Raw genomic sequence first — 26,793 nt, forward strand, 5'->3', positions numbered from 1 at the left:
TTATTTTATTATGTAAATAGTATATAGAATTTTTCTTTTGAATGCAAAGTATCTGTTTTGTTAGTTTGTGGAAAAATGTGTTAATATGTAAAGGATAGGAGGTGATGACATGAGACGAAGACTGAGAAAGTCAGGTAGTGATCGATCTGTTCATGGTGTATGTGGTGGTATTGCTGAATATTTTGGTATATCATCCTTCTTGGTCCGTCTTCTTTTTCTTTTTGTAATGCCAGCGGGTTTTATTATTTATATCATTTTATCAAATATTCTCCCAGATTCGCCGAAAACTTTGTAATATCTGAAAGGAGTAGAATATGATTGTACGAGCATTGAAAAAACCATTTGAACTAAAAGTTTTTGAAGCTTTAGAATCCAGGATTACGTTTTCGAGCAAAGAGCTTAAATACTGTCACAATCTGAAACAAGGTTATCAAGGGGAACAGCGATTCGAGCAAATATTGAAAAAAGATTTAGATGACCACTTGCTAGTGCTCAGTGATTTAAGATTTGAAATAGGCACAACCACATTTCAAATTGATTCTATCATACTATCAGGTACCACTCTTTACTTCTTCGACGTTAAAAACTTTCCTGGCGACTATCAATATTTAGATAAACGGTTGTATAAGCTACCGGGTAAGGAAGTCAGTAACCCTTTGCTTCAACTGAAACGTAATGAAACATTGATGCCACAAGTCTTGCTAGAGCTTCATATTGATTTACCAATGGAATGTTTTGATGTTTTTATCAACCCCGAGTTCACCCTCTACCAAGCTCCATTGAATCAGCACTTTATTTTTCCTACACAAGTTCGCAAATTCATCGACAACATGAATCACAAGCCTCCTGTAACATCACAACAACACAAGTTAGCACAACATCTGATCACTAGAGATATTGGAGATTATCCTTATCCCAGAATACCAACATTCGCATATAAAGAGTTAAAAAAGGGCTTGCGCTGCGTTAATTGTAATGATATCTCCATTAATATTAATGGGAGAAATTGCTTCTGTTCCAAGTGTGAACATGAAGAATCAGTTGCTGATGCTCTCTTACGAAACATTAAAGAACTATGTTTACTATTTCCAGACCAGAAAATAACTACTAACCTTGTATATGAGTGGTGTGGTAAGGGTTATTCTAAAAAAAGTATCAAACGCTTTTTGGAAAGATATTTTAAAAGTGTTGGGAATCATAAATGGGTTTATTATGTATGATTACGGGTAAACACAAATTATTGTAGACAACTTTGTAGAAAATTCAACTATTGTGTCCATAAGATTAATTCTTATGGACACTTTTTTGCTTTTTTTAATTTTTTTGACCGTAAGATTGATTCTTACGGACACTTCCTAGAAGATTTTGTATTTTTTGTCTATAAGAATGATTCTCACGGACACTTTTGTTGATTGTATAACAATTTTGTCTGTAAGATTGATTCTTATGGACATTTCTTATGGAACATTTTATTTTTTGTCCGTAAGATCAAAGGTTAAAACTCTAATTCAGTCTTCCCCCAATATCCTAACTTCCCGCTCTAGATCCACACCGAATTTTTCTTTTACTTCGCGTTGGATCATTTCGATTACAGAGATATAGTCAGTAGCTGTCGCATTGTTTTTGTTTACAATGAATCCTGCATGTTTAGTGGATACTTCTGCTCCGCCGACACCTTTTCCTTGTAATTCACTGTCTTGAATCAGCTTTCCTGCAAAGTATCCTGGTGGTCGCTTGAATACACTGCCGCAAGATGGGTATTCTAACGGTTGCTTGGATTCTCGTTTGTAGGTTAAATCGTCCATCACTGCTTTGATTTCATGGTAATCACCGATTTCTAAGCTAAAGGTCGCTTCTAATACAATATAGCCTTTTTCAGCAATATTACTCGTACGGTATGCTAAGTCAAAAGCGTCAGCCGATAAGCGATGTACGTCTCCGGCAGAATCAACAACAAGGGCGCTTTCTAAGCAATCTTTCACCTCTCCACCATAGGCACCGGCATTCATATATAATGCACCGCCTACTGTTCCAGGAATTCCGCAGGCAAACTCTAATCCGGTTAAATGTTCTCTCAAAGCAAATTGTGATGCATCGATTATACGGGCTCCACTCTCTGCAATCACTTTATTCCCTTCTCTTTTAATACCTGTAAATTTTTTTAAACTTAAGACAAGTCCTCGTATTCCACCATCTCTCACGATTACATTGGAACCATTGCCCAACAATGTAAAAGGGACCTCTGTTTTATTAGCATAGCGGATGATTTCCTGAACTTCTTCGACGGTAGAAGGTGTTACAAAGAAGTCAGCTTTTCCACCTAACTTCGTATAGGTATGATTCTTTAATTCTTCATCTATCAAAATATGTTCTGGATTTATAATATTTCGTAACTCTTTTAAGATACTCATGTGCGATCAATCCTTTAATTTTCTATTGTGTAATGCCACACAATTAATCTTTATTATAGCAATAACAAAATATGAACTGCAAACATGAAAAATAATGGAATAGTCAAATGGTTTGTTATAGAAGGTTGCATTTTTTAATTATTTTATTTAATATGTATAGTATAAATTGAACAATTTGAACAAAAGGTTGTGACTAGTATGAAAAATGAAGAAGAAATATTGGCGCACTCAAGAGACATGATGATTAGTGCAATCGCTCAAACGATGGTTATCTATGGAGTGACCCCATCTGTTGGACGGATATATGGCGTGCTTTACTTTTCCACCGAACCCATGAGTTTGGATGATATTAAAACACAGGTAGCAATGAGTAAAGCTAGTGTTAGCAATGGAATGAGAGAGCTATTAGAGACAGAAATGGTCATTAAAGTTTGGAAAAAAGGAGATCGAAAAGATCATTATGTTGCTGAGAAAGATTTTCTTAAAAATTTTCTTTCCTTCTTTATCAAAAAAATCCGCCATGAACGAAATTTGATAATAAAAGCTACCGAACAAGCACAACCTAATTTAGAAAAGATTGCTACCAATTCAGAGGATAAACAATTGAAAGAAGAGGCAAGGAAAGACCTTGACCTAATCAAGGAGTCTTATTCCTATTTCGAATGGACGATGCAACTTGCAAACGCCATGGAATCAGGTGAAATATTCAATTTCATCCCTAAGAATCCAGAAAAAAAGGAGGAATAACATGAATCTAGACAAAACCGCTTTAGTACTGATTGACCTCCAAAAGGAAAGTAATTTTGATCTTCAGCAAATGGAGCAGGTTATTCAAAATGCTAAAACGTTAATTGATGGTTTCAGAACAAAGAATATTCCAATTATTTATACTCGTCAGGTCAATCGAGCAGATGGCGTCGGGCTTTCTTTAGGGGAACCGTTAAATGAGGATGGAACTCCTTATTTTTACAATTCCGATAACGATAACGTGGAAATTATCGACGAAATCAAGCCAGAAGATGGAGACATCATCATTGATAAATATCGTTGGAGTGCCTTCTATCAGACAAGCTTAGACCTTATGCTCCAAAGTTTACAAGTAGAACATATAGTAATTGGCGGTGTCGTTACGGATGGCTGTTTGTTTACCTCTGTATATGACGCTTATTTTCGAGACTATGATATCCACCTTGTCAAAGATATTTGTGCAGCATCCAATGAAGGTGCCCACATGTCATCATTAATGATTTTAGCTAATTGGGTATACAACTTGAAAATATATGATACAGATAATATGTTGAAACGAATCAACGGAGAAGCGTATAACGCTTGGGAATCAGATAAAGTGGATTCTTTACACTTTACTCCTGAAAACATGAGGGAAGTTTTTCACAACATTGAATAACAGGAGGAGATAACGAATGAAAAAAATATTACTATTATTTTTAACGGCGATTATTTTGCTAGTGACGACTGCTTGTGGTAATAACGAAACTGATAATAATGCAGAAAATGAAGAGAAGGGAACTATTACACTTGGACAAACACCGTGGTCAAGTACTGCCCCACCTACTCAAATCGCTAAACAAATTTTAGAAGAGCAAGGTTATGAAATAGAAATAAAGAAAACATCACAGCCTGTAATATGGGAAGGTATGCAAAGCGAAGAGATCGACTTCTTTATGGATGCTTGGTTACCATATACAGAAGCAGCGAGATGGGAAGAATTTGAGGATGATCTTGTTAAAGTAGCAACAAGCTACGAAAATGCCAAGCTTGGTTGGGTTGTTCCTTCTTATGTAGAAGAGGATAATGTTGAAGAATTACTTGATCAAGTAGAAAAATATGACGGACAAATCGTGACCATTGCTGAAGGTGCAGGAATTGTCACGATTTCCAAAGAATTGATGGAAGGTTTTAACTTTGAGGAAGCAGGATTTGATCTCGCTACATCTAGTGAAGGAGCGATGATTTCCGTAGTAGAAGAAAAAATTAGTAGTCAAGAACCTGTTGTATTTACTGCTTGGCGACCTCATTCCATATTTGCACGTCATGACTTAAAATTCTTGGAAGGCCAAGAAGACTACTTTAAAGCAGATAACGTCTATGTTTTATCTTATAATGGGATTGAAGAAAAGTACCCAGAAGCATATGATATTCTATCGAACTGGAGCATCCCTATCGATGATATCGAAGCAATGATATTGGAAAATGAAGAGAATGGAACTTCTTTCGAAGAGCTAGCATCACAATGGATAGAAGAAAACCAAGATCAAGTAGATGAAATGGTTGAACAATAAGTCAGAACAAGATCCCCGTTTCTCATATGAATGAGAGCGGGGATCTTTCTCTTTAGCCCATCAATGCAACCATTAATGCTTTTTGTGCATGTAATCTGTTTTCCGCTTCTTGAAAAACAACCGATTGTGGTCCATCAATAATTTCTGCAGTTACTTCTTCTTCTCTGTGAGCAGGTAAGCAATGCATAAAAATGGCATCCTGTTTGGCATGGGAGAACAATTTCTTATTGACTTGATAATGGGTAAAAGCTTTCTCACGTTCCTTTTGTTCTGCTTCTTGACCCATGCTTGCCCATACATCGGAGTATATTACATCAGCATCCTTCACAGCTTCTACAGCATCTTCGGTTACCAGTACTTCACTACCATCTGCAAAAGACTGTGCTTGCTCCACTATCTCATCATGGGGCTGATAGCCCTTCGGTGCCGCAACAGCAACGTCCAAGCCCATTTTTGCACAACCGATCATTAAAGAATGAGCCATATTGTTGCCATCACCAATATAAGCAAGCTTTAAGCCTTCCAATTTCCCCTTTTCCTCTTTAATAGTTTGCAAATCAGCTAATACTTGGCAAGGGTGATAATCATCCGTTAAGCCATTTATCACAGGAATGGAGGCATTCTTTGCTAAATCTACAACGTCTTGTTGCGAAAAGGTTCGAATCATTATCCCATCTAAATAGCCGGACAATACTTTAGCCGTATCGGAAATCGGCTCGCCTCTACCTAATTGGATATCATTAGAACTTAAAAATAAACCCATTCCACCTAGCTGATAAATCCCTGTTTCAAATGATACACGGGTACGAGTGGATGATTTCTCAAAAATCATCCCTAGTGTTTTTCCTTTTAACGGTTGATACAACTCACCGTTTTTCTGTTTTTCTTTGATCTGTACTGCCAACTCTAATATATATGCTATTTCAGCTTTGGAATAATCTGCAAGTGTCAGGAGATCTTTCCCCTTTAATTGTTCTTTTATACTCACGGCATCGCACGCTCCTTTTTGTTTAAGTCGAGTTTATTGCTACGGTGATTCTGGATAGATTTCGGCGATTCAAGTTCTGTTCTAGTTGCTGCGATATAAGCACTTAACGTGTCATTCGCAGTAAAATGCAATGTATCGGAACGTAATGCTGCCTCGCGTAATGAAACATGCTGATCCTTTTCACCAGTACGGTGTGTATCGGCAATAAAAGCATACTTCTCGTCTATACATTTTTGTTCTGCTTCTTCAAGTTTTGTGATCGTATTAACTTGGATACCATGTTCCGTTAATAGTGCTGCGGTTTCCTCATCAGCTTCAATAGCTGCTTTTATAGCAGTCAATTGTTCCTGAAGTTTTCCATCTATTTTAGCAAGCGATAAGAAAATGGTATCTTGTTCATGTAATGCTTTCAGACAATCTTCTTTCCAGCCAAACGCTTTTGCCATTGCCTGCTCCACCGTTGAACCAAGTCCGATCGCTTCACCGGTTGATTTCATTTCGGGTCCTAGAATCGGGTCCAATCCTGGTAACTTGTTATTAGAGAATATCGGCATTTTCACTGCATAATAAGGTACTTCTTGATGGAGACCAAGCTTCCATTCTTGATCGCTCAATGGTTCTCCCATTTGTACACGAGTCGCCAAATCCACCATTGGAACCCCCGTAACCTTGCTTGCAATTGGCACGGTCCGCGAAGCACGTGGGTTCACTTCCAATACATAAATCGTTTTTCGGTCTTCACTTAAAACAAATTGGATATTCATAATCCCTTTGACATTTAGTTCTCGAGAAATTTTTTGTGCGTATAATTCAATCGTTTGTTTATGCTCTTCGGTCAAATTCGGTGCCGGGAAAATAGCCACACTATCACCAGAGTGCACCCCTGCTTTTTCCACATGTTCAAAAATACCCGGAATTAATACATCTGATCCATCACAAATTGCATCAATTTCTACTTCATATCCTTCAATGTAACGATCAATTAATAATGGAAAAATCCGATTATCATGTGCTTTCGCCTGTAAATCAGCTAAATATTCTACAAGTTGATTTTCATTATGCAAAATCACCATGTCCTGACCACCAATAACATAGGATGGACGCATTAAAATTGGATAGCCGATTTCTTTTGCGACTGCTTTGGCATCCTCTACTGCCATTACAGTGTCACCTGGAATATGAGGAATATTTAACCGTTGTAACAGTTGATAAAATAAGTCACGATCTTCTACAGCTTCAATAGCTTCCAGTGCGGTACCAGCAATCTTAACGCCTGCTTTTTCTAAACCGTCCGCTAGATTAATTGCGGTTTGACCTCCGAATTGAACCAAGACACTTTGAGCATTTTCCTTTTCAATGACATGTAACACATCTTCAACAGTTAATGGCTCAAAATAAAGGTGGTCTGCCGTGTTAAAGTCGGTACTTACGGTTTCAGGATTGTTATTAATAACAACCGCATCAATACCTTGACCTTGCAGAGACTTAGCAGCATGAACAGAGCAATAGTCGAATTCCACCCCTTGACCAATGCGAATTGGACCAGAGCCTAGCACAACCATCCGTTTATCTCCATCCAACGATTCTACCTCATCCCATTCATTCCAGGAGCTGTAGAAGTACGGTGTTTCTGCCGAAAATTCAGCAGCACAGGTATCAACCATTTTATAGGAAGGTGCCAGTTTTTCTGCTTTTATTTTCTGTTGAATCTTTGCTACGTCGACATGTAGCAGCTTAGCTAACGTAAGGTCAGAAATACCAAAAGCTTTCGCATCTTTTAAGTCTTGTTTCGTTATCGACTCCCAGTCTTTCGCTGCTATTTCTTTTTCCTTTGCAATCATTGCTTCTAGTTCATACAAAAAGTAATTATTAATCGCTGTAATGTCGTGGATCTCCTTCACTGTCATTCCCCTGCGTAAACCTTCTGCAACCACAAATAACCGCTCATCTGTCGCTTTATCTAGCGCGGTATGTAGTTCCTTTTCAGACAACTTTTCCATACCAGGTAAATGTAATGAATCGAGTCCAATTTCTAGTGAGCGAATCGCCTTATTGATTGCCATTGGAAAATTACGTGCCAGTGCCATCACTTCACCTGTCGCCTTCATTTGCGTACCTAAGAGACGGTCGGCTCCAGTAAATTTATCGAATGGCCAGCGTGGGATTTTGGCTGCAATGTAGTCAATCGCTGGCTCAAAGCTTGCATACGTATCTCCTGTAATCGGGTTAATCACCTCATCCAAGTAGTAACCTAGCGCTACTTTTGCCGCAATTCGTGCAATCGGATATCCAGTTGCTTTCGACGCTAACGCGCTGGAACGACTTACTCGCGGGTTTACTTCAATAATGATATAATCATCATTCTCCGGGTTCAGGGCAAATTGGATATTACATCCACCAATAACACCTAACTCGCGGATAACCCTTACTGATGAGGTACGAAGCATTTGATATTGACGATCTGTTAACGTTTGAGATGGTGCGACAACAATACTGTCTCCGGTATGGACTCCGACTGGATCAAAGTTTTCCATGTTACATACGATGATGCATGTATCATTTGAATCACGCATTACCTCATACTCAATTTCCTTCCAGCCTTTCACACTTTGCTCAATCAGCACTTGACTGATTGGACTATAGTGAAGCCCGTTTTTTACGATAGTACGTAATTCTGCTTCATTATTGACAATACCTCCACCAGCGCCACCTAATGTGTATGCAGGACGTACAATCATCGGATAGCCAACTTTATCAGCAAAGCGAACAGCTTCGTCAACAGAAGAAGTGGAAAGACTCTCGGCAATTGGTTCGTCAATATCTTTCATCATCGATTTAAAGATCTCACGGTCTTCCCCTTTTTGAATCGTTTCGAGCGGTGTTCCCAATAACGTAACATCGTATTTTTCCAACACACCCGCTTCATCTAATAAAACAGCCATGTTAAGACCTGTCTGGCCACCTAAAGTAGGCAAAATACCATCAGGTCTTTCTTTTTCAATAATTTTTGTGATCGACTCACAGGTTAATGGTTCCAAATATACTTTATCTGCTATATTTTCGTCCGTCATAATTGTAGCAGGATTGTTATTAACCAAAATTACTTCTACGCCATCTTCTTGTAAAGCAAGACATGCTTGGGTACCGGCGTAATCAAATTCGGCCGCCTGCCCAATCACGATTGGACCGGAGCCGATTACGAGTACTTTCTTTATGTCGTCTTTCTTAGGCATGCTGTTTCTCTCCCTTAGTAATAAACTGCTGAATAAAATCTACGAATAAATGATGCGTGTCGATCGGACCAGGGTGCGCCTCAGGGTGAAATTGTACGGTCATTAAAGGCTTCTTTTTATGTTTTAAACCTTCAACTGACTTATCATTAACATTTACGTGTGAAACGTACCAATTCTTCATATTTACAGAGTCATAGTCAACTACATAGCCATGATTTTGCGATGTAATCATTACTTTACCAGTTTGTAAGTCTTTCACTGGATGATTACTGCCTCTGTGTCCATATGGTAAACGTTTAGTTGTTGCGCCATGTGCCAGTGCAATTAGCTGGTGCCCGAGACAAATACCCAGTGTCGGAAAGCTTTCCGATATTTGTTTAATGTTTTCCGATAAATGTGCCAATGCTTGTGGGTCACCAGGGCCATTGGATAATAATACGCCATCTGGATCCAATGATTGAACCTCGATAAAAGTGGTATCATAAGGCACAACAGTAACGTCACACCCCAATTCTAATAATGATTTAGCGATGGAATGCTTATAGCCAAAATCCATCAAGACCACATGTGGTGCTGGATGACTAATCGAAGTTTCTGTGCTGTAACTCTTTTTTTCCTTAACTGATACCGTTGAAACAATATTTGAATTAACGATAGTATCGACAGGCTTTTCGTTAGGATTCTGGGTTATCTTGCCATACACTTCTCCATGTTCACGGATAATACGTGTCAGTGCTCTTGTATCAATATGAGAAAGTGCTGGAATATCGTGCTCCTCCAACATTTCCATTAGTGTATTTTTAGATTCATAGTGTTCTGGGTTATGACTAGGTGTTGAGATGATAAAACCTTTCAAAGATGGTTTAATACTTTCATAATCGATTTCGTTCCAGCCGTAGTTTCCGATTAACGGATAGGTCATGGTAACGATTTGACCTGCATATGATGGGTCTGTCATCACTTCCTGATAACCAGTCATCGCTGTATTAAATACAAGTTCCCCTTCTACTTCCTTATGTGTTCCAAGCCACTTACCTTCTAAAACATCCCCCGTATTTAAAACAAGATAACCTGTAGTTTCTGACATTGTGCTCCTCCTCCAATATCTAGCAATATATGATCTCATTTCCCATTAGCTTCTCATCTTTAGTTATTTATAATTATACTATATAATTTATATTTATGCATTAATTTTTTGAAATTTTTGAAGATCATTTTATCTTTGTTAAGAAGAACCAGGAAAGCCCACCTGTTCCTTTTCATTGGCCAAATTAATATATCGATTGTATAAAGTAGTTATTTTGAGATGGATATTGAACGTAACTACCGCTACGGCTTGCCCACTTCGCTTTCCGTGGGGCGTGTCTTCAGCTAACTATTGTAAAGAAGATCGCTTTACAAAAGTGGATCTTCAGATCACGCTGATCCCACAGGAGTCGAAGTGGACGCCTACGCTAATTCATGCTCTACCATGAATGTACTCGCTGACATTCCAATTTTATTACACAGGTTAAGAAAGCTCGAGAAGTGAGCAGTCACAAACGTTGTAGAACAGTTTCATAGCGGAGGCCGTCCACTTCCACTCCTACGGGATGATTTTCGACTAAGATCCACTTTGGTAAGTGCTCTTTGCTTATCAAAGTTAGCTTAGGCGAAAATCCCGTGGAAAGGGAAGTGGACAGCCGCAGCAATGGTTTCCTGTACATGCTATTTCAAAATGGCTACTCTGCTTAACGCAGTCATTGCGTTGATTTCTTTCCATTAAGAAAAAACGTAACTGAAAAGGATCAGCTACGTTTCTTCTTTTATTTTTTAAGAACATTTACCTTTTCTTCATGGATTTCGATCCATGCTTCTGTTTCTGTGAGGCGATTTTCTGCTTGTTCAATTTGGTCCTTAACACGGTTTTTCGCTGTTCCGCCGACAACATCGCGGGCATTGACAACTGACTTCGGTGATAGTACGTCGTAAATATCTTCATTGATTAGCTCAGAAAAACTTTGGAAATCTGCTAAGCTTAAATCAAGCAAATATTTATTTTCCTGAATGCAATGCAACACAACTTGCCCGACAACCGCATGGGCTTCGCGGAATGGTAAATCTTTATTCACCAAGTAATCCGCTAAATCCGTTGCATTAGAAAAATCCTCTGCAACTGCCGCATACATATTTTCCTTTTTCACTTCCATTGTCTCGATCATTGGTGCGAAAAGAGCAAGCGCTCCTTTTAAGGTTTCCATCGTATCAAACATGCCTTCCTTATCCTCTTGCATATCCTTATTATATGCAATTGGTAAACCCTTCAAAGTAGTAAGCATTCCCATTAAGTTTCCATAGACACGTCCTGTTTTTCCTCTTACTAATTCAGCGACATCAGGGTTTTTCTTCTGAGGCATCATACTACTTCCAGTACAAAAAGCATCATCTAATTCAATGAAATTGAACTCAGCACTTGACCATTGTACTAATTCTTCACTCAAACGGGATAAGTGCATAATCGCTAACGAAGCATTAGATAAAAATTCAACGACAAAGTCACGATCACTAACTGCGTCTAAGCTGTTCTCCACTACACCGTCAAAATTCAATTTCTCTGCAACATAATGACGATCAATCGGAAATGTTGTTCCGGCTAATGCTCCTGCACCAAGTGGTGAACGATTCACTCTTTTGAAGCTGTCAGATAACCTTTCCACATCACGTTCAAACATCGATACATATGCCATCATATGATGGGCGAACAACACTGGCTGCGCTCGTTGCAAATGCGTATATCCTGGCAAAATAGTATCCAAATTCGCTTTGGCTTGCTTTACTAGTGCCTCTTGCAAATTCTTCAGTAATTCAACTAATGTTACAAGTGAATCGCGTAAATACAAACGCATATCCAGTGCTACCTGATCATTTCTACTTCGTCCAGTGTGTAATTTACCACCAACAGCACCGACTTCATCAATAAGCAGTTTTTCGACATTCATATGAATATCCTCGTTGGCTTCTGTCAACTCCGCTTCTCCAGCTTTAATTTTTTCCGCTACAACCTTCAAACCTTTTTTTATCGTTTCAGCATCTTCTGACGGGATAATCTCACATTTCGCAAGCATTTCTACGTGTGCCAGGCTTCCTTGAATATCGTATTGTGCTAATTTCTTATCAAAGCTGATCGATGCTGTATACTCATCGACTAATTCATTTGTTGGTTTTGTAAATCGTCCGCCCCATAATTTCATAACTTCACTGATTCCTTCATATCAATTTTCGTTTTTTCCATAATTTTCGCTTTATCAGCATGAACATTATTTACTGTAGAGTGCACTTTTGTCGGTAAGCCCCAAAGTTTAATAAAGCCTAGTGCTGCCTCATGGTCAAATTCATCACCTTTACTATATGTTGCAAGGTTTAAGTCATATAATGAGTTGTCTGATTTTCTACCTACTACAAATGCTTGACCTTTGTATAACTTCACTCTTGCTACACCATTCACATATTTTTGAGTTTCGCTAATAAATGCTTTTAAGGCATCTGTTAATTGTGTAAACCATAGACCATCGTAAATCGCTTGTTCTAATTGTTGCTCTACAACTGGTTTAAATTTAGTTACTTCTCTTGGAAGTGTAATAGTTTCAATTTCTCTATGTGCTTGAATTAATGTTATAGCTGCTGGTGCTTCATAGATCTCACGTGATTTAATCCCAACAAGACGATTTTCCACGTGATCAATTCTTCCAATACCATGTTTACCAGCAATTTGATTCAATTCTAAAATCAATTCATGTAAAGGGTATTCCTTACCATTTAAGGCTACTGGCTTCCCTTGTTTAAATTCGATTTCAATCATTTCTGGCTCATCTGGAGCATTAACTGGGTTTTCTGTTAATTCAAATGCATCTTCAGGAGCTTCAGCCCATGGATCTTCTAAAATACCACACTCATTTGCACGCCCCCATAAGTTTTGGTCTACACTATATGGACTATCCAAATCAATTGGAATCGGAATCCCATGTTCTTTCGCATATGCAATTTCTTCATCTCTTGTCATGCCCCATTCACGTACTGGCGCCTCAATCTTTAACTCTGGATTGAGAGATGTAAAAGCAACATCGAAACGAACCTGGTCATTACCTTTACCAGTACAACCGTGCGCTACGGCCACCGCACCTTCTTTTTCTGCGATATCAACTAATACTTTTGCAATTAACGGACGAGAAAGTGCTGATACTAATGGATATTTATCTTCATACATGACATTTGCTTGTAATGCAGGTAGAACAAAATCCTCTGCAAAAAGCTGTTTTGCATCAACGGAATAGGATTTAATTGCTCCTACGTCAATCGCTTTATTCTTTACAAATTCTAAATCTTTTCCTTCGCCTACATCTAAACCCACCGCAATTACATCATAATTATATTTATCCTGTAACCATTTAATCGCAACTGATGTATCAAGTCCTCCGGAATATGCTAAAACTACTTTTTCTTTGTTCATGAAATAATCTCTCCTTAAGTGATTGTCAAAATGTTCGAATGATTAATTATGTATTATTATGCACCATTTAGTATATTAATTCAATAGTAATCTTGAAATTTTTTTATTTTTTTATTAGAAAAATTGGGATTTCCCTAAAAGGGCTTTTGTCACCTGCTGATGAGGTTAGCTATACATATCAGGGGGGATTCTCCATTTTAGCTTTTTTGAATTACGCGAATCTTGGAAAATTGGTGCTTTACAGGCGATTAAATAAAAAGCACATATCGTTTTTCATTTACTTTTACATAAAGTGAACCACATTAGACGAAGACATGCATAAAAATGAATAAATATAAATTAACTGATTCCTTGTAACCTATCTGAATTTGCTACGTCTAATCCAACAAAAGGAGGGGTCAATTTGAAAAAGATAGTATCTATATTGGTGTTGATTGTGTTTCTCTCTGCTTGCTCCAACGACGCGGATGATAGCAGCTATGAATCGGCAGACAGTGATATAGCGACTAGTGAAGAATCGAGCCAGTCGGGTATGAGTACAAATGATAGTCTAGCGGAAAATAAAGTTGAAATGGAACAAGCAGAGGAAAAACCTGCAAGTGAAGATAATGAGGAAAGCTTGGAAAATATAGAGGACAGAAAAATTATCCATAATGCTCAGTTACATTTAGAAACAGAAACATTTGATGAAACGATTGATTTTTTAGAGACAGAAACAGCTAATTATGATGGATATGTTGTCAATTCCAATTATTCCAATCACGGTGAGGAAGCAGAACGATTCGGCAGAATGACCGTCCGAATACCAGACGATCATTTTCAGGATTTTATCGCAATCGTGGAAAATGGAGATTTAAAAATTTTGAATAAATCTGTTAGCGGAGAAGATGTCACCGAACAATATGTTGACTTAACCTCCAGATTAAAATCAAAAAAAGTTGTTGAAGAACGATTACTTGCTTTTATAGAAGAAGCTGAAAAAACGGAGGATTTATTAAAGATCTCCGATGATTTAGCAGATGTACAAGAAGACATTGAACAATTAACAGGGAAAATCAATTATTTAGAAAATCAGTCTGACTATGCAACCATTGATATAGAATTGACCGAACGAAGAGTTGATATGCCTTCTGTTCAAGATGAGTCACTAAGTACATGGGAAAAAACAAAGGATCAATTTTTGAAAAGTATCCAGGCAATTCTGTCAATCGCATCTGGACTGTTTGTATTTCTAGTCGGCAATGCTCCGATTATTATTCTCTTCTTAATTATCGGATTCACCGTCTATTTTATTATTAGAAACACAACCAAAAGCAGGGATTAGTTTATATGACAACCATAATACATTAAGCATGAAAAGTAGTTAACCAGGAAAACTGCTAAATGAAACGATGAGATTTCCCGGTGAAATGGAATTAACCGGGAAATTATCAAATAAAATGAGAGGTTTTCCAGATAATAAATCGACCGAAGTTATTCTCTGATATGGCAATTCGCGAACACCGCTCCACGCTCACTTTTATCACATGGGAAAATTTTATAATTTTCTAGAACATATAAAAAAAGCTTAAATCCCTTCGATTTTGATGAAAAGGGATTTAAGCTTTTTACTACATCTTTAATATTGCTCCATATTTATTTCTTGCTTAGGTTTACGGACAAGTCCCATAATACCGGCTATGATATAGAAAATACCGGCGAAGATAGCACCACCAAAGGTAATGATAGTTGTTACACCACCGACAACAAGTAAAATGATACTTGCAGTTTTTGGTCTACTGTTTCCTTTAAAGAAGAACATTGCCACAATACCCGCTACAATAGAAATAATCGCTCCTACAATCATTACCGTCCCTATTGACCCGATCATATCTAGAAATGGCATCATGTCATCGATATCACTTTGTGTAACAGTCGGATCTTCTTGTAACATTTCTCGAACTAATTCATTATCTCCATCTAACATGCGGAACAAGCCACCAAATAATGCCCCTAATCCATAGACAAATGCTCCAATAATCGATAATACTACCTCTACTGTTCTTTTCATTTCTTCTACTCTCCCCTTATCTCTTAATTTCCTGCAATATCACGCTTTGTAAATGTAAACCATGAAACTAGTAAAAACAATACAAAGTACACCACTAAGACAGTAATCGAAAATCCTAGTGTCATGCCATCCATAACCGGACTTCCACTTCCAAAATATTGGTTCAAATTGGTATTAGCAAATAAGATATATTTTGCCCAATCATACTCGGCAACAAAACCAATAATAGAGTTTCCTGTAAACATTAAGAATATTGCTAAACCTATCGCCATCGCACTACTTCTAAATAATGTTGAAATCATAAAAGCAAATGTTGCCATCATCACTAAATTTACCATATTTAAGCCGTATTGTGTAAATATTTCTGCAAAAATAGAGACTTCTTCCACTCCGTCTGTACCCATTTGAACTAAACTAGGATTCCAGCCATTGATACCAAAGAAAATTGCACCTATAACTAAACTGATAATAAATAGAAAAGCAAGCATGGTTATAGAAAATAATAAAACTGATACAAACTTTGAAAATAAAATTTTAGTTCTGGAAATCGGACGAATTAATAATAATTTGATCGTTCCCCATCGATACTCATTTGAAATAATACCTGCTGCCACAATAATTGTAAACAAACTAATGATCATGGACAACCCAGCGTTCTCAAGCGTAAATTGCCACGCATCATATGGCAGAGGCTTGACATCATTCTCTATATGATATTCATTTATAGCTATTTCAGAATCAAATCCAAAATATTCAACTTCTTCATTTACTTCCAGTAATTCTTCATTTTCTTGAGCAAGCTGTTCTTTCCAATTATCATTATAGGTTTGTTCATCTATATTATCAAAAACAAATACTATAAGGGCACCAGCAAATAGTATAACAGCCAGAATGATATACATCGACCAAGTAGCAAAACGCGAATAAAGCTTCATTTGTTCATTTTTTAATAATGATATAAAATTAAGCAATCGTATTCTCTCCAATCAACTCGAAAAATTTATCTTCCAATCTACTACGTTCTACTGCTACTTCATAGATTGCTATATCTTCTTCCACTAATTTTCTCACCAATTGCGGTACAATCCTTTTTGGAAGATTTGCCACCACACGATCTTGAACGATTTTGGCTTCAAGTTCAAGTTGATCTTGGAGAATAGACTTCACTTTTTCGTTATCATCCACGTCTAGCTTTACAGTAACATGGTCATTCTCAGTATTTGTATCCTGCACTTCTTCTACCGTGATTAGCTCACCATTCTTAATAATACCAATTCGATCGCACATTAATTCTATTTCAGATAATAAGTGACTGGATACGATAACCGATACTTGTTCTTGTTCGGCTAGATTTCTTATGTAGGTCCTTATTTCACGTATACCCGCTGGATCTAAACCATTAGTTGGTTCATCTAATATTAAAATAGATGGCTTATGCAGTAATGCTTGGGCAATCCCCATCCTTTGCCTCATACCTAATGAATATTTACCTACCTTCTCATGAATCGCTTTTTCCAATCCTACTAATCTAATCACTTCTTTTATTCTTTCATCAGTAATGCCAGGTATCATACGGGCGTAGTGTTTAAGGTTGTTCCATCCCGACATGAATGGGTACATTTCCGGATTTTCGACGATCGCACCTACATGCTGAATCGCTTCTTTGAAGTTATGTTTTATACTTAATCCATTGATTTTGATATCCCCTGATGTAATTTTCATTAAACCTACCATCATGCGAATAGTGGTTGTTTTACCAGCACCATTGGGACCTAAAAAGCCAAATACTTCACCGCGTTTTATCGAGAAATTCAACCCTTTGATTATTTGTTTATTACCTATCGATTTATGTACATCTTGTAATTCCATTGATGCAGTCATTTCGCACCTCCTTTTTATTTCCATATTCTATACGTAACAACAAAGTATTTCGTTTCATTATTCACTTGATTTTTTGATAACTTTCTATTATGATACTTTATATAACAACTGATGTTATATAATGTGACATCTAATGCAAAAAGAAGCAGTTCGCATAAACTACTTCTTTTGACAAGTTGTTATCATATCTTATTTGTTCTATCTTTTTCTTGGCAGTTGCAATCAAGCGACTGCCCTTTTTTAGATTCTCATCATACCACTCCGCTTATTCCTGCCTGGCTGCACCGTGTCTAACGGACCCGATACCAGTCCCAAATGATAAAGCATGTTCAATTGCAGCGAGTACAAATTGTTTACTCGTTTGAATAGCTTGCTTCACCGGTACATTTTTGGCTAACTCGGCAGTTAAACAAGCGGCATATGTACAACCCGCTCCACTGGTATGTATCGTATCAATCAATGGCATACGAAACACCTCCACTGTTTGACCATCATAATAAATATCAACTGCCTGTCCGTCTATATTTCCACCCTTCAATAAAACAGCTTGAGGTTTGAGTTCATATAATTCCTTCGCTGCTTCTTTTAAAGCATGAAGATCAGATGGAATTTCTCGACCTAATAACTTTTCTGCTTCTAACCGGTTAGGAGTGATCACTGTCGCTTGCGGAATTAATTGTTTCTTTAATGCTTCAATCGCATCATCTGCTAACAGTTGTGACCCCATTTTACCAATCATCACTGGATCTATTACTTTATTTGGAACAGGTAGCTCCTTAAGCAAACTACTTACTCTTTCTATAATTTTTGTCGAAAAAAGCATCCCTGTTTTAATAGCATCTACACCAACCATTTCTGTTGCAGCATAAAACTGTGCTTCAATCTCTTCTATATCTCGAATAAAAATCCCTTGATTTGTTCTGGAATTATTGGCAACTGTTGCGGTAATGACGGACATTCCGTATACATCCCGTTCCTGGAATGTCTTTAAGTCCGCTTGAATACCAGCACTTCCCTGTGCAGCTGCCCCAGCTATTGTTAATACTCTCTTCACTTGTAACACCTCGATGTCTGATCCTTTAACTTTGCATTATTTTACGATGAAAAACCAGATAATCATGATCAACTGAATCACAATTTTGGCAAAGGTTCCACTAAGAAAGCCAATCAGCGAGCCAAGTGCAGCCCTGAAGGCATCTTGTGTCGTTTTTTTCTGAATCATTTCCGTTATGACAACTAATATAAACGGAACAATAATAATACCAAATGGTGGGATAATAAATGAGCCAACAATCACCCCAAGAGCAGCCAACCGTTCACCTGCTTTGCTGCCACCAAATTTCTTCACAAAATAGCTATTGGCAATGATATCGGAAAATATCAACAGTAATGTCAAAACAGCCATTGCCACCCAAAAGATCCAACCAATATTCTCAGCCGTGAGCGCAAATTGATATATCAAGAAACCAATCCAAATTACCAATACGGACGGTATAATCGGGAAAACAATCCCCACAAATGCCAACACAAACATAACGATAATTAATATCCACCATACAATATCCATGCATCAAATCTCCTATTCAACTTTATAGCAATACAATCATTATCTATATAAAACCTATACTACAAAAAAATCTTACAAGGAAATCCCTGTAAGATCAAGTTTGATTACTGATTAGCTAAATAGTCAGCGTATGCTTTCACATATGGAGGTAAATCTGGTGGACGGCGGCTAGAGATAAGGTGTCCATCTGTTACAACCGGTTCATCACTCCATAATCCACCTGCATTGGTCATATCATCTTTGATGCCTGGTGTGCTTGTTACCTTCTTACCACGTAAAATACCCGCAGAAATCAGCACCCAGCCTGCATGGCAAATTTGACCAATCGGTTTTTTGGCTTGATCCATAGAACGGACCATCTCTAATACTTCCGGAAATCTTCTTAATTTATCTGGTGCCCATCCACCTGGCACAAGGATACCGTCATAATCTTCTGCATTAATATCAGAAAAGGCATATTCAGACTCTGCTGGAACACCATACTTCCCAATATATTTTTGGTTAGCCTCTTTCCCTACAAGATGCACTGTTGCACCTTCTTCACGCAAACGTAGGACAGGATACCATAATTCCAGATCTTCAAAATCCTCGTCCACTAGAGCAATAACTTTCTTATTTTCAAGACGCACAATACTACCTCCTTTTAGTGTGATAATATTAGTGTATCAAATCTAACCCTACATTATCGAATTATTGCTCTTTAGAATAATAATTCGTATGTTTGTAGAAAGTTGCTGTAGCGCTCTCGGGATTAGGGGATTGACTAATTGCTGATATGACCGAAACGCCATCAGCTCCAGCCCGCATCAGCTCGATCACATGCCCTAATTGAATACCACCAATCGCCACAATTGGCAGATCTCCTACGTTATCCCTGATTTCTCGTAATCCTTCTGCTCCGATTGGTTTTTTAGCATCATTTTTGGTATTGGTGCTAAAAATAGGACCTACACCAATATAGTCAGCACCATCATTTTTTGCCTGTACTGCTTCCTGAACATTTGTTGATGACACACCAACGAGCCAATCTGAAGGCACTATTTTTCTCACTTCCTGTATCGACATATCCTCTTGACCAACATGAACACCATCAGCTTCTATTTCCAACGCTAAATCAACATCATCATTTACTAAAAAAGGGATATCGTATTGATGACAAAGCTTTTTCATCTCTATGGCTAATTGCTTTTTGTCTTGCCCTGTTAACGCACCATATCCTTTTTCACGAAATTGGAAAAGGGTGATACCGCCTTTTAATGCTTCTTCCAATACATATAAAGGATCTTGTTCCATATTATTACTTCCAAGAATAAAATATACTTGCAATAAATCACGTTTCATCATTTAGGAACTCCTAGTTATTTGTTTTTTCTTGTTGACTGTTTCTCCATCCACTGCAGACAATTGATCCAGAAACGCTATTTGAAAACTGCCCGGAAATTCCTGCCGATCTGCGGCATTTTCTGCAGCCACTCCATAATAGCTAAGCGCATCTGTTGCTGCCTCCACAACATTATCACTAACCGCTAAGAAGGCCGCAATAACAGCTGATAACAGACATCCTGCTCCGGTAACTTTAGTTAGGAGGGGATGTCCGTTAGAAACACTAATTTGCGTATCCCAATCAACAACCACGTCTTCTTCCCCTGTAATCACTAAGGGGACCTGTAATGTCTTAAAAGCCAGGTTGGCTAACTGTTGAATATCAGTATCACTTGAACCATCGACACCTCGAACTTCGGTCTCTACTCCCGCTAAGTTGGCAATCTCTCCAGCATTACCCCTAATACATGTTACGTTGACTTCTTGCAAGATACGTTTAGCTGAATTTGTACGGAAAGTAGTCGCACCTACACCAACCGGGTCTAATACAACTGGAACCCCTGCTTGATTGGCAGCTTTGCCGGCCAAAATCATCGCATCAATTTGTTCCTTAGTCAATGTACCAATATTTAAAACAAGGCTACTTGCCATTTGCGCCATTTCTTCTACTTCTTCTTTAGCATGAGCCATCACTGGTGCTGCACCGACAGCATATAATCCATTTGCTGTAAAGTTCATGACGACTTGATTGGTGATATTATGAATCAATGGTTGCTGCTTTCTCACTTTTTCAATTAAATGACTCACTTAGATACCTCCCTTTGTCCAGGTAAACTTTTTAGCCTGTAGCCCCAATGGTTAGTCGGACCATGCCCATTACCTAATTCGAGAGGATATTGAATAGCATCGGTAATAAAGTCCTTACCAATAACTACCGCGTCTTTTATCTGCTTACCTTTTGCCAATTCGGCAGTTATCGCAGCCGAAAAGGTACAACCTGTACCATGTGTATGCTTCGTTTCAAAACGGTCAGCTTTTAGATAGTAGAAATCTTCACCATCATATAGAACATCTACTGCTGCTCCTTCTAAATGACCACCTTTGACAACCGCAGCCTTCGCACCAAGATCATTAACAATTACTTTCGCCGCTTTTTCTGCATCTTGATTATCATGAATTTCGAAACCTACTAGAATTTCTGCTTCTGGTACATTTGGCGTGACCACTGTAGCATGCGGAATCAACGTATTGCGAATGACCTGTCTTGATTTCTCATCCATTAATGAATCACCACTTTTGGCCACCATAACAGGATCAATCACGTAAGGAATATCCGTATTTGCTAATTTTTTAGCTATTAATTCCATCATATCAACAGTAGCGATCATCCCTGTCTTCATTGCTTGTGGTGGAATATCCGTTAAGACGGCATCTAATTGTTTTTCAATAAAATCAATACTTAAATGCTGTACATCCTGAACACCTAGCGTGTTTTGCGCTACGACGGAAGTAATCACACTCATTCCGTAAACTTCCTGTTCCTGAAACACTTTTAAATCCGCTTGAATTCCTGCACCACCTGAGGGATCAGTTCCAGCTATTGTGAGTGCTGACGCTACTTTATGCATGTTGCTTCCCCTTTCCAGCTAATGAAAACGGCCATTCTTCCACCTGATAAGCCATTTCCCAGAATAAATACTCTAGCTGACAGCTTTTAATAAAAGCTAATTTAGCTTGCTGTTTCTCTTCTTCTCCCACTTGTTCTGCCCATTTATCTAAACGCTCACAAAGTTCCGTTGTCACTGATGCTGTATCTTCCTTGGCGTAAAATGTAATCCACTCATAAAAAGGATGGTCTTCCGTTGGTTGATACTTTTCTTTTAAGTAATGTCCGATCTCTAAATATGTCCAGGGGCAAGGTAACAATGCTGCGATTAATTCCCCGATACTTCCTTGTTGTGCGACACTTTTCATGTGGGCTACATAATGATTTGCTGTCGGTGGCAAAGGGTATCCTTGCAACTCATCGTAACCAACGCCTGCGACCTGACATAAATTATGATGTGGATGAATTTCACTATTCAAGATAAAACCGATCTTTTCATAGAAATATGTCATGTCTTCTCTAGTTTTGCTTTTGGCGATGGCGATACCATAGATGTTCATAAATGCATTGAGATATTCAAAATCTGCTTTCACATAATGAATGATCGCTTCTTTGTGCAAATTTCCTTCTCCAATTCCAACTACAAAAGGGTGTTCAAAAATACCTTGGTAAATATCATCTGCTGCTACACGCAATTCTTGACTAAATGTCATTTCTCCTGCCTCCAGAAAATATATATTTTCATAATAAAAAGCCGCTCGCGGGTAGCGGAGCGGCTTTTGAATAGTCCATATCAAAAATGAGGTGTATGTCGTTCACACACCATCCGACTCCACTTTCCTACGCTGGTGTTAACCAGTTCAGGTTCAAAGGGATCAAGAAATACATTCTTATCTCAGCTGCTCCTGCAGCACCCCTAGCGGAATTTCTATTATGAAGTTATTACCAATAAAACACGGATACGCTAAATTGTCAAGTTTAGCCGTACCTATTTAATGATTCCAAATGATTCAATTGGCCATATACGCATTTTAACATCTCCAATAACAGCATCTTCATCTACAAAGCCAAATTCACGACTATCTTTACTAACTCTCCGATTATCACCTAAAACAAATATTTTCCCTTCAGGAACTTGTTCCTTACCAGTTAATTCTTTCAGTGTAAAATCATTTGTCAGCTTTTGGCCATCAGACAGTGCTGCTTTGGAGTCATCAAGATACGTCTCTTCATAGAGCTTCCCATTAATATATAGGTTGTCATCTTTCATTTCGATCGTATCACCGGGAAAGCCTATTATTCTCTTAACATAATTATCATTTGAATCCGGTGCTTTGAAGGCAATTTCATCAAAACGATCGATACTACTGATCTTACTCAAAATAATCCGGTCGCCATTTTCTAAATTCGGCATCATCGATTCGCCTTTCACAACGGAAGGAGTAATCAAAAAGTGCCGACACAGAAGCACAATAATAACAGCAACCAACAACGCCTTCAACCATGATAGTAATTCTTTAACGAGCTTATTCTCCATTGTAGACCTTCTTTCATCATAGTTAACTCTTCCACTTGTGATTGATCCAAGGTGAGATCATCCATAAGACCCCCATTAATGGAAGTCTTACTTTATGTATGTTATTCTATTATAATGCGAATTTTACTAATAGTTTCTTACTTATTTTAGCATATTTTGTATGACATTTGTTAATAAAAACATAGAAACAAGGTGAAAAAATGGAAAAAGGACCACACTTAACAAATAAGCATTATACGATTCTTTTTATCATTGGCATTATTCTGTTAGCCTTTAATTTAAGACCCGCAATCACTTCAGTTGGTCCTATCATTGGCATCATCCGTGAAGAATTATCGATCAGCAATTGGAGTGCAGGCTTTTTAACCAGCTTGCCGCTCATCGCCTTTGCCTTTATGTCACCCATAGCACCGAGGATTGCCAATCGGACTACTAATGAAAAAGCATTACTATATGGACTTATTACATTATTGATTGGTATTTGGATTCGCTCCACAGCATCCATTACATTATTATTTGTCGGCACCATATTAATCGGTGTCGGTATTGCGATCATTAATGTTATTTTACCAAGTCTCATTAAAAGTAATTTCCCTGAGAAAATCGGTTTAATGACAGGTGTTTATACCACATCGATGTCCATTTTCGCCGCATTAGCCTCAGGTTTCAGTGTTCCACTTACAACAACTGCTGGACTTGAATGGCAATGGTCATTAGCTAGCTGGAGTTTACTCGTGATTATCGGTATTGTTGTCTGGCTTATCGCGATGAACAAAGCACCCCTTAAAGAAGATAAGGAACTATATGAACCGAGCACTGTTCAATTATTGCGTTCTCCTGTTGCCTGGCAAGTCACGCTTTTTATGGGATTACAATCTTTTTTATTTTATGTAACGATTTCATGGTTAGCTGAAATATTGATTTACAATGATTTTTCAGGGTCAGTTGCTGGATGGTATGTAGCATACATGCAATTCATCAGTTTGCCTGCTACTTTCTTTACTCCTGTTATTGCAGGCAAACTGAAAAACCAACAACCTGTCGTTGCCGTTTTTGGAATGTCAGGCATTATCGGTTATAGCATGCTATATTTTGAACCTGGTATGATAGGGACTACTATTGCCATTACACTAATTGGCATGATGTTAGGAGCAAGTATAAGCTTAGCATTAGCCTTGCTCGGTCTAAGGACCACTAACGCAAGACAAGCTGCTGAATTATCAGGAATGGCACAATCTTTTGGTTACTTGTTAGCATCGATTGGACCGATAGTCATTGGACTTATTTTTGACATTGCCAACCATTGGCAGCCTTCTATTATGACGATACTAATTGTTACATTAATCATGACTGTTTTTGGTTTAGGGGCCAGCAGAAATAAGAAAGTATTATAATCTATTTGTGAGATTTTCATTACAAACGTTTTTGTCCGATATTAAAAGAATTGTAAATTATGAGGAAAGTCACTTTACTGGTCTGTTGATCAGGTATATACTGAATAAATGAATAGAAAAAGGGAGATGGTTGAGTATATGAGAAAATCCCTCATTCTTGTCATGATGATGTTAACCATTTCTCACTTAATCTCATTATCAAATTATCAAGCTGATCTAACATTCAACATCGAATTAAACGATGAACTACATGCTGCTTATTATTATGATGCAGATCATCATGATTCTACAGCAGACAAAGGTATTTTAAATGAAGAGCAAGTAATGATTGGAGCATTACTACTATTTACGATCTTTTACTCTCTTCAACAAGCATTTGTATCTCGACATTATCTACATGCGGTATTTTATCAATCTAACTATCTGATCACATTTGTACCCCTTCCACCAAAATAAATTGAAGGAGGTATGAACATGTGGTTCAGATTCTTTATGATTGGCCTATTTTCCTTTGCAGCAGTGAGTGTTTGGTTGTATCAAGGAATCGAGTTTTTCCAGGCTTTCTCAGATTACTTTAAAAATCGTTCGTAATAAAAGGAGCACGGTGTACCAATAACACCGTGCTCTTTCTATATTACGAAAAGAAAGTATAATATTTGGCTATTTGTTCACTCAAAGCGCCCAGAAACTAGGCCGGCGCTCTGCGCTTTTCTTATTATACAGCTTTTGTATTTAATTCTACGTCAATATTTCCTCTTGTAGCTTTAGAGTATGGGCAGAAGTCGTGTGCTTGTTTAGCAAGTTCTTCTGCTTCTTCTTGTGATACACCTTTAATTTCTACATTAAGTACTACACCAATTTTGAATCCACCGTCAGCTTCATCTTTTATTAAGCTAACTTCTGCCGTAATAGCAGATTCAATATCCTTCTTTTGTTTGGATGCCATTAGGTTCAAGGCACCATCGTAGCATGCAGCATAACCTGCAGCAAATAATTGTTCTGGATTAGAGCCTGTTCCATCACCATCACCCGCTGGATTTACCAGGTTTAAGTCAATTAAACCGTCATCTGATTTGACATGACCATCACGGCCACCTTGTGCAGTTGCTTTGGATGTAAATAATTTGTTACTCACTCTATCCACTCCTTTAGATTAAATTAGAACGTTTGCTTGTTCTATATTATTTATTCTACCAATACTATTCCTTTTCCTTCAATTATTAAACATTCTATTTAACTGGAATGGAGAAATTTTTCTGTTTGTAAAGCTGTCTTTAATATTTTTTCTGCATTCACTACTCTTTCTTGTGATGGTGGCTCTATTCCTTGAAGTGGATAATCCAACCCTAGCTCTTTCCATTTGTATATACCTAATTTATGATAAGGCAACACTTCAATCTTATCGACATTGGACAACGTCCCGATAAATGCTGCCAACCTTTTCAATGCTTCATCATCATCACTTATTGTCGGGACTAATACATGTCTGATCCAAACAGGCATACTCCTTTGATCAAGGTATTGTGCGAATCGCAAAATATGCTGATTGGACATACCTGTTAATGCTTGATGCTTTACCAAATCAATATGTTTTAAGTCTAATAGAACTAGATCTGTTACTTGAATTAACTTATCAAGCTTTTCAAGAAAGTATGGTGAAGTGGAGAAGCACCCTCCACAACTATCAATGGTTGTATGAACTCCGATTTTCTTTAATTCAGTAAAAAGAGCTGTCAAAAAGTCCACTTGCAACAAAGGCTCGCCACCACTAACGGTAACTCCTCCCCCTGAGGATTGAAAGAAAGGTAAGTATGATTGAATATCTGCAACTAATTCTTCTACCGTTATATTCTTTCCATCACCTCTCGTCCAAGTATCTGGATTGTGGCAATATTGACATCTTAATAAACAGCCTTGCATAAATATTACATAGCGTAAACCAGGTCCATCGACTGTTCCACAAGTTTCAACAGAATGAATTCTTCCAATCATCATACTCACCTCTCTTTTTATTTAA

At 37.8% G+C, this 26,793-nt stretch carries 27 protein-coding genes and 1 riboswitch; of the genes, 8 read left to right on the forward strand and 19 right to left on the reverse strand.

The features are described 5' to 3' along the window. Positions 1-109: 109 nt before the first annotated feature. Together D569_RS0108775 and D569_RS0108780 are read left to right on the forward strand one after the other, a co-directional pair. Positions 110-295: a PspC domain-containing protein gene (locus D569_RS0108775; RefSeq protein ID WP_018932039.1), complete on the forward strand. Its 186-nt coding sequence runs from the start codon at positions 110-112 to the stop codon at positions 293-295. Positions 296-314: 19 nt separating this feature from the next. Next, positions 315-1,220: a nuclease-related domain-containing protein gene (locus D569_RS0108780; RefSeq protein WP_018932040.1), complete on the forward strand. Its 906-nt coding sequence runs from the start codon at positions 315-317 to the stop codon at positions 1,218-1,220. A gap of 288 nt (positions 1,221-1,508) precedes the next feature. Here the strand turns inward: D569_RS0108780 and murB are convergent, their stop codons facing one another. Further along, positions 1,509-2,411 (reverse strand): UDP-N-acetylmuramate dehydrogenase, encoded by a 903-nt coding sequence (gene murB / locus D569_RS0108785; RefSeq protein ID WP_018932041.1) that lies wholly within the window; start codon positions 2,409-2,411, stop codon positions 1,509-1,511. Positions 2,412-2,609: 198 nt separating this feature from the next. On the opposite strand from murB, the gene D569_RS0108790 reads away from it, so the two are divergent. Genes D569_RS0108790 through D569_RS0108800 form a run of 3 tightly spaced genes read left to right on the forward strand, consistent with a single transcriptional unit; the run spans position 2,610 to position 4,711 of the window. Beyond that, a complete protein-coding gene (locus D569_RS0108790) occupies positions 2,610-3,158 on the forward strand; it encodes a GbsR/MarR family transcriptional regulator (RefSeq protein ID WP_018932042.1) in 549 nt (182 codons plus the stop codon). 1 nt (position 3,159) lies between these two features. Further along, the gene (locus tag D569_RS0108795) at positions 3,160-3,816 is read left to right on the forward strand and encodes a cysteine hydrolase family protein (RefSeq protein ID WP_018932043.1); all 657 of its coding nucleotides are present in this window, start codon (positions 3,160-3,162) and stop codon (positions 3,814-3,816) included. Between the two features lie 16 nt (positions 3,817-3,832). Continuing rightward, positions 3,833-4,711: a glycine betaine ABC transporter substrate-binding protein gene (locus D569_RS0108800; protein WP_018932044.1), complete on the forward strand. Its 879-nt coding sequence runs from the start codon at positions 3,833-3,835 to the stop codon at positions 4,709-4,711. Between the two features lie 52 nt (positions 4,712-4,763). Here D569_RS0108800 and argF read toward each other — a convergent pair whose 3' ends face one another. The 5 genes from argF to D569_RS0108825 all read right to left on the reverse strand — a co-directional run bounded on the left by argF (position 4,764) and on the right by D569_RS0108825 (position 13,418). After that, positions 4,764-5,699, reverse strand: coding sequence for an ornithine carbamoyltransferase (argF, locus tag D569_RS0108805; RefSeq protein WP_018932045.1), 936 nt, complete (start codon positions 5,697-5,699; stop codon positions 4,764-4,766). Then, the gene (carB, locus tag D569_RS0108810) at positions 5,696-8,932 is read right to left on the reverse strand and encodes a carbamoyl-phosphate synthase (glutamine-hydrolyzing) large subunit (RefSeq protein WP_018932046.1); all 3,237 of its coding nucleotides are present in this window, start codon (positions 8,930-8,932) and stop codon (positions 5,696-5,698) included. The genes argF and carB overlap by 4 nt, the downstream gene beginning before the upstream one ends. Next, positions 8,925-10,019, reverse strand: a complete 1,095-nt coding sequence (locus D569_RS0108815) for a carbamoyl phosphate synthase small subunit (RefSeq protein ID WP_018932047.1) — start codon at positions 10,017-10,019, stop codon at positions 8,925-8,927. Before D569_RS0108815 ends, carB begins: the two co-directional genes overlap by 8 nt. Before the next feature lie 718 nt (positions 10,020-10,737). Further along, complete coding sequence (gene argH / locus D569_RS0108820; protein ID WP_018932048.1) at positions 10,738-12,162, reverse strand: argininosuccinate lyase; 1,425 nt, start codon at positions 12,160-12,162, stop codon at positions 10,738-10,740. Continuing rightward, a complete protein-coding gene (locus D569_RS0108825) occupies positions 12,159-13,418 on the reverse strand; it encodes an argininosuccinate synthase (protein WP_018932049.1) in 1,260 nt (419 codons plus the stop codon). Before D569_RS0108825 ends, argH begins: the two co-directional genes overlap by 4 nt. Before the next feature lie 403 nt (positions 13,419-13,821). On the opposite strand from D569_RS0108825, the gene D569_RS0108830 reads away from it, so the two are divergent. Beyond that, positions 13,822-14,742, forward strand: coding sequence for a DUF4349 domain-containing protein (locus D569_RS0108830; protein WP_018932050.1), 921 nt, complete (start codon positions 13,822-13,824; stop codon positions 14,740-14,742). 294 nt (positions 14,743-15,036) lie between these two features. On the opposite strand, the gene D569_RS0108835 is transcribed toward D569_RS0108830, so the two are convergent. The 11 genes from D569_RS0108835 to lepB form a co-directional block, all read right to left on the reverse strand. Continuing rightward, a complete protein-coding gene (locus D569_RS0108835) occupies positions 15,037-15,468 on the reverse strand; it encodes a DUF4064 domain-containing protein (protein ID WP_018932051.1) in 432 nt (143 codons plus the stop codon). A 23-nt stretch (positions 15,469-15,491) separates the two neighbouring features. Beyond that, positions 15,492-16,439: an ABC transporter permease gene (locus D569_RS0108840; RefSeq protein WP_018932052.1), complete on the reverse strand. Its 948-nt coding sequence runs from the start codon at positions 16,437-16,439 to the stop codon at positions 15,492-15,494. Further along, positions 16,432-17,349, reverse strand: a complete 918-nt coding sequence (locus D569_RS0108845; protein ID WP_018932053.1) for an ABC transporter ATP-binding protein — start codon at positions 17,347-17,349, stop codon at positions 16,432-16,434. Before D569_RS0108845 ends, D569_RS0108840 begins: the two co-directional genes overlap by 8 nt. Before the next feature lie 265 nt (positions 17,350-17,614). Further along, on the reverse strand, positions 17,615-18,403 hold the full coding sequence (gene thiD / locus D569_RS0108850; RefSeq protein ID WP_018932054.1) for a bifunctional hydroxymethylpyrimidine kinase/phosphomethylpyrimidine kinase: 789 nt from the start codon (positions 18,401-18,403) through the stop codon (positions 17,615-17,617). 36 nt (positions 18,404-18,439) lie between these two features. Beyond that, positions 18,440-18,916: a DUF456 domain-containing protein gene (locus D569_RS0108855; RefSeq protein WP_018932055.1), complete on the reverse strand. Its 477-nt coding sequence runs from the start codon at positions 18,914-18,916 to the stop codon at positions 18,440-18,442. Positions 18,917-19,020: 104 nt separating this feature from the next. Continuing rightward, on the reverse strand, positions 19,021-19,545 hold the full coding sequence (locus D569_RS0108860) for a type 1 glutamine amidotransferase domain-containing protein (RefSeq protein WP_018932056.1): 525 nt from the start codon (positions 19,543-19,545) through the stop codon (positions 19,021-19,023). Positions 19,546-19,606: 61 nt separating this feature from the next. Then, positions 19,607-20,260 (reverse strand): thiamine phosphate synthase, encoded by a 654-nt coding sequence (gene thiE / locus D569_RS0108865; RefSeq protein ID WP_018932057.1) that lies wholly within the window; start codon positions 20,258-20,260, stop codon positions 19,607-19,609. Beyond that, positions 20,261-21,046: a hydroxyethylthiazole kinase gene (gene thiM, locus D569_RS0108870; RefSeq protein ID WP_018932058.1), complete on the reverse strand. Its 786-nt coding sequence runs from the start codon at positions 21,044-21,046 to the stop codon at positions 20,261-20,263. Then, positions 21,043-21,867 (reverse strand): bifunctional hydroxymethylpyrimidine kinase/phosphomethylpyrimidine kinase, encoded by an 825-nt coding sequence (gene thiD / locus D569_RS0108875; RefSeq protein ID WP_018932059.1) that lies wholly within the window; start codon positions 21,865-21,867, stop codon positions 21,043-21,045. The genes thiM and thiD (D569_RS0108875) overlap by 4 nt, the downstream gene beginning before the upstream one ends. After that, positions 21,860-22,558: a thiaminase II gene (gene tenA / locus D569_RS0108880; protein ID WP_018932060.1), complete on the reverse strand. Its 699-nt coding sequence runs from the start codon at positions 22,556-22,558 to the stop codon at positions 21,860-21,862. The genes thiD (D569_RS0108875) and tenA overlap by 8 nt, the downstream gene beginning before the upstream one ends. A 107-nt stretch (positions 22,559-22,665) precedes the next feature. Beyond that, positions 22,666-22,773: riboswitch (TPP riboswitch) on the reverse strand. Positions 22,774-22,833: 60 nt separating this feature from the next. Beyond that, positions 22,834-23,382, reverse strand: coding sequence for a signal peptidase I (gene lepB, locus D569_RS0108885; RefSeq protein WP_018932061.1), 549 nt, complete (start codon positions 23,380-23,382; stop codon positions 22,834-22,836). Between the two features lie 200 nt (positions 23,383-23,582). On the opposite strand from lepB, the gene D569_RS0108890 reads away from it, so the two are divergent. Further along, a complete protein-coding gene (locus D569_RS0108890; RefSeq protein WP_018932062.1) occupies positions 23,583-24,776 on the forward strand; it encodes a CynX/NimT family MFS transporter in 1,194 nt (397 codons plus the stop codon). Between the two features lie 138 nt (positions 24,777-24,914). Next, a complete protein-coding gene (locus tag D569_RS0108895) occupies positions 24,915-25,232 on the forward strand; it encodes a hypothetical protein (protein WP_018932063.1) in 318 nt (105 codons plus the stop codon). A 259-nt stretch (positions 25,233-25,491) separates the two neighbouring features. Here D569_RS0108895 and D569_RS0108905 read toward each other — a convergent pair whose 3' ends face one another. Further along, positions 25,492-25,911: an organic hydroperoxide resistance protein gene (locus D569_RS0108905; RefSeq protein ID WP_018932065.1), complete on the reverse strand. Its 420-nt coding sequence runs from the start codon at positions 25,909-25,911 to the stop codon at positions 25,492-25,494. A 98-nt stretch (positions 25,912-26,009) separates the two neighbouring features. Continuing rightward, positions 26,010-26,768, reverse strand: coding sequence for a pyruvate formate-lyase-activating protein (gene pflA / locus D569_RS22730; protein WP_033404838.1), 759 nt, complete (start codon positions 26,766-26,768; stop codon positions 26,010-26,012). Positions 26,769-26,793: the final 25 nt, after the last annotated feature.

The organism is Gracilibacillus lacisalsi DSM 19029 (assembly GCF_000377765.1).
Classification (GTDB): Bacteria; Bacillota; Bacilli; order Bacillales; family Amphibacillaceae; genus Gracilibacillus; species Gracilibacillus lacisalsi.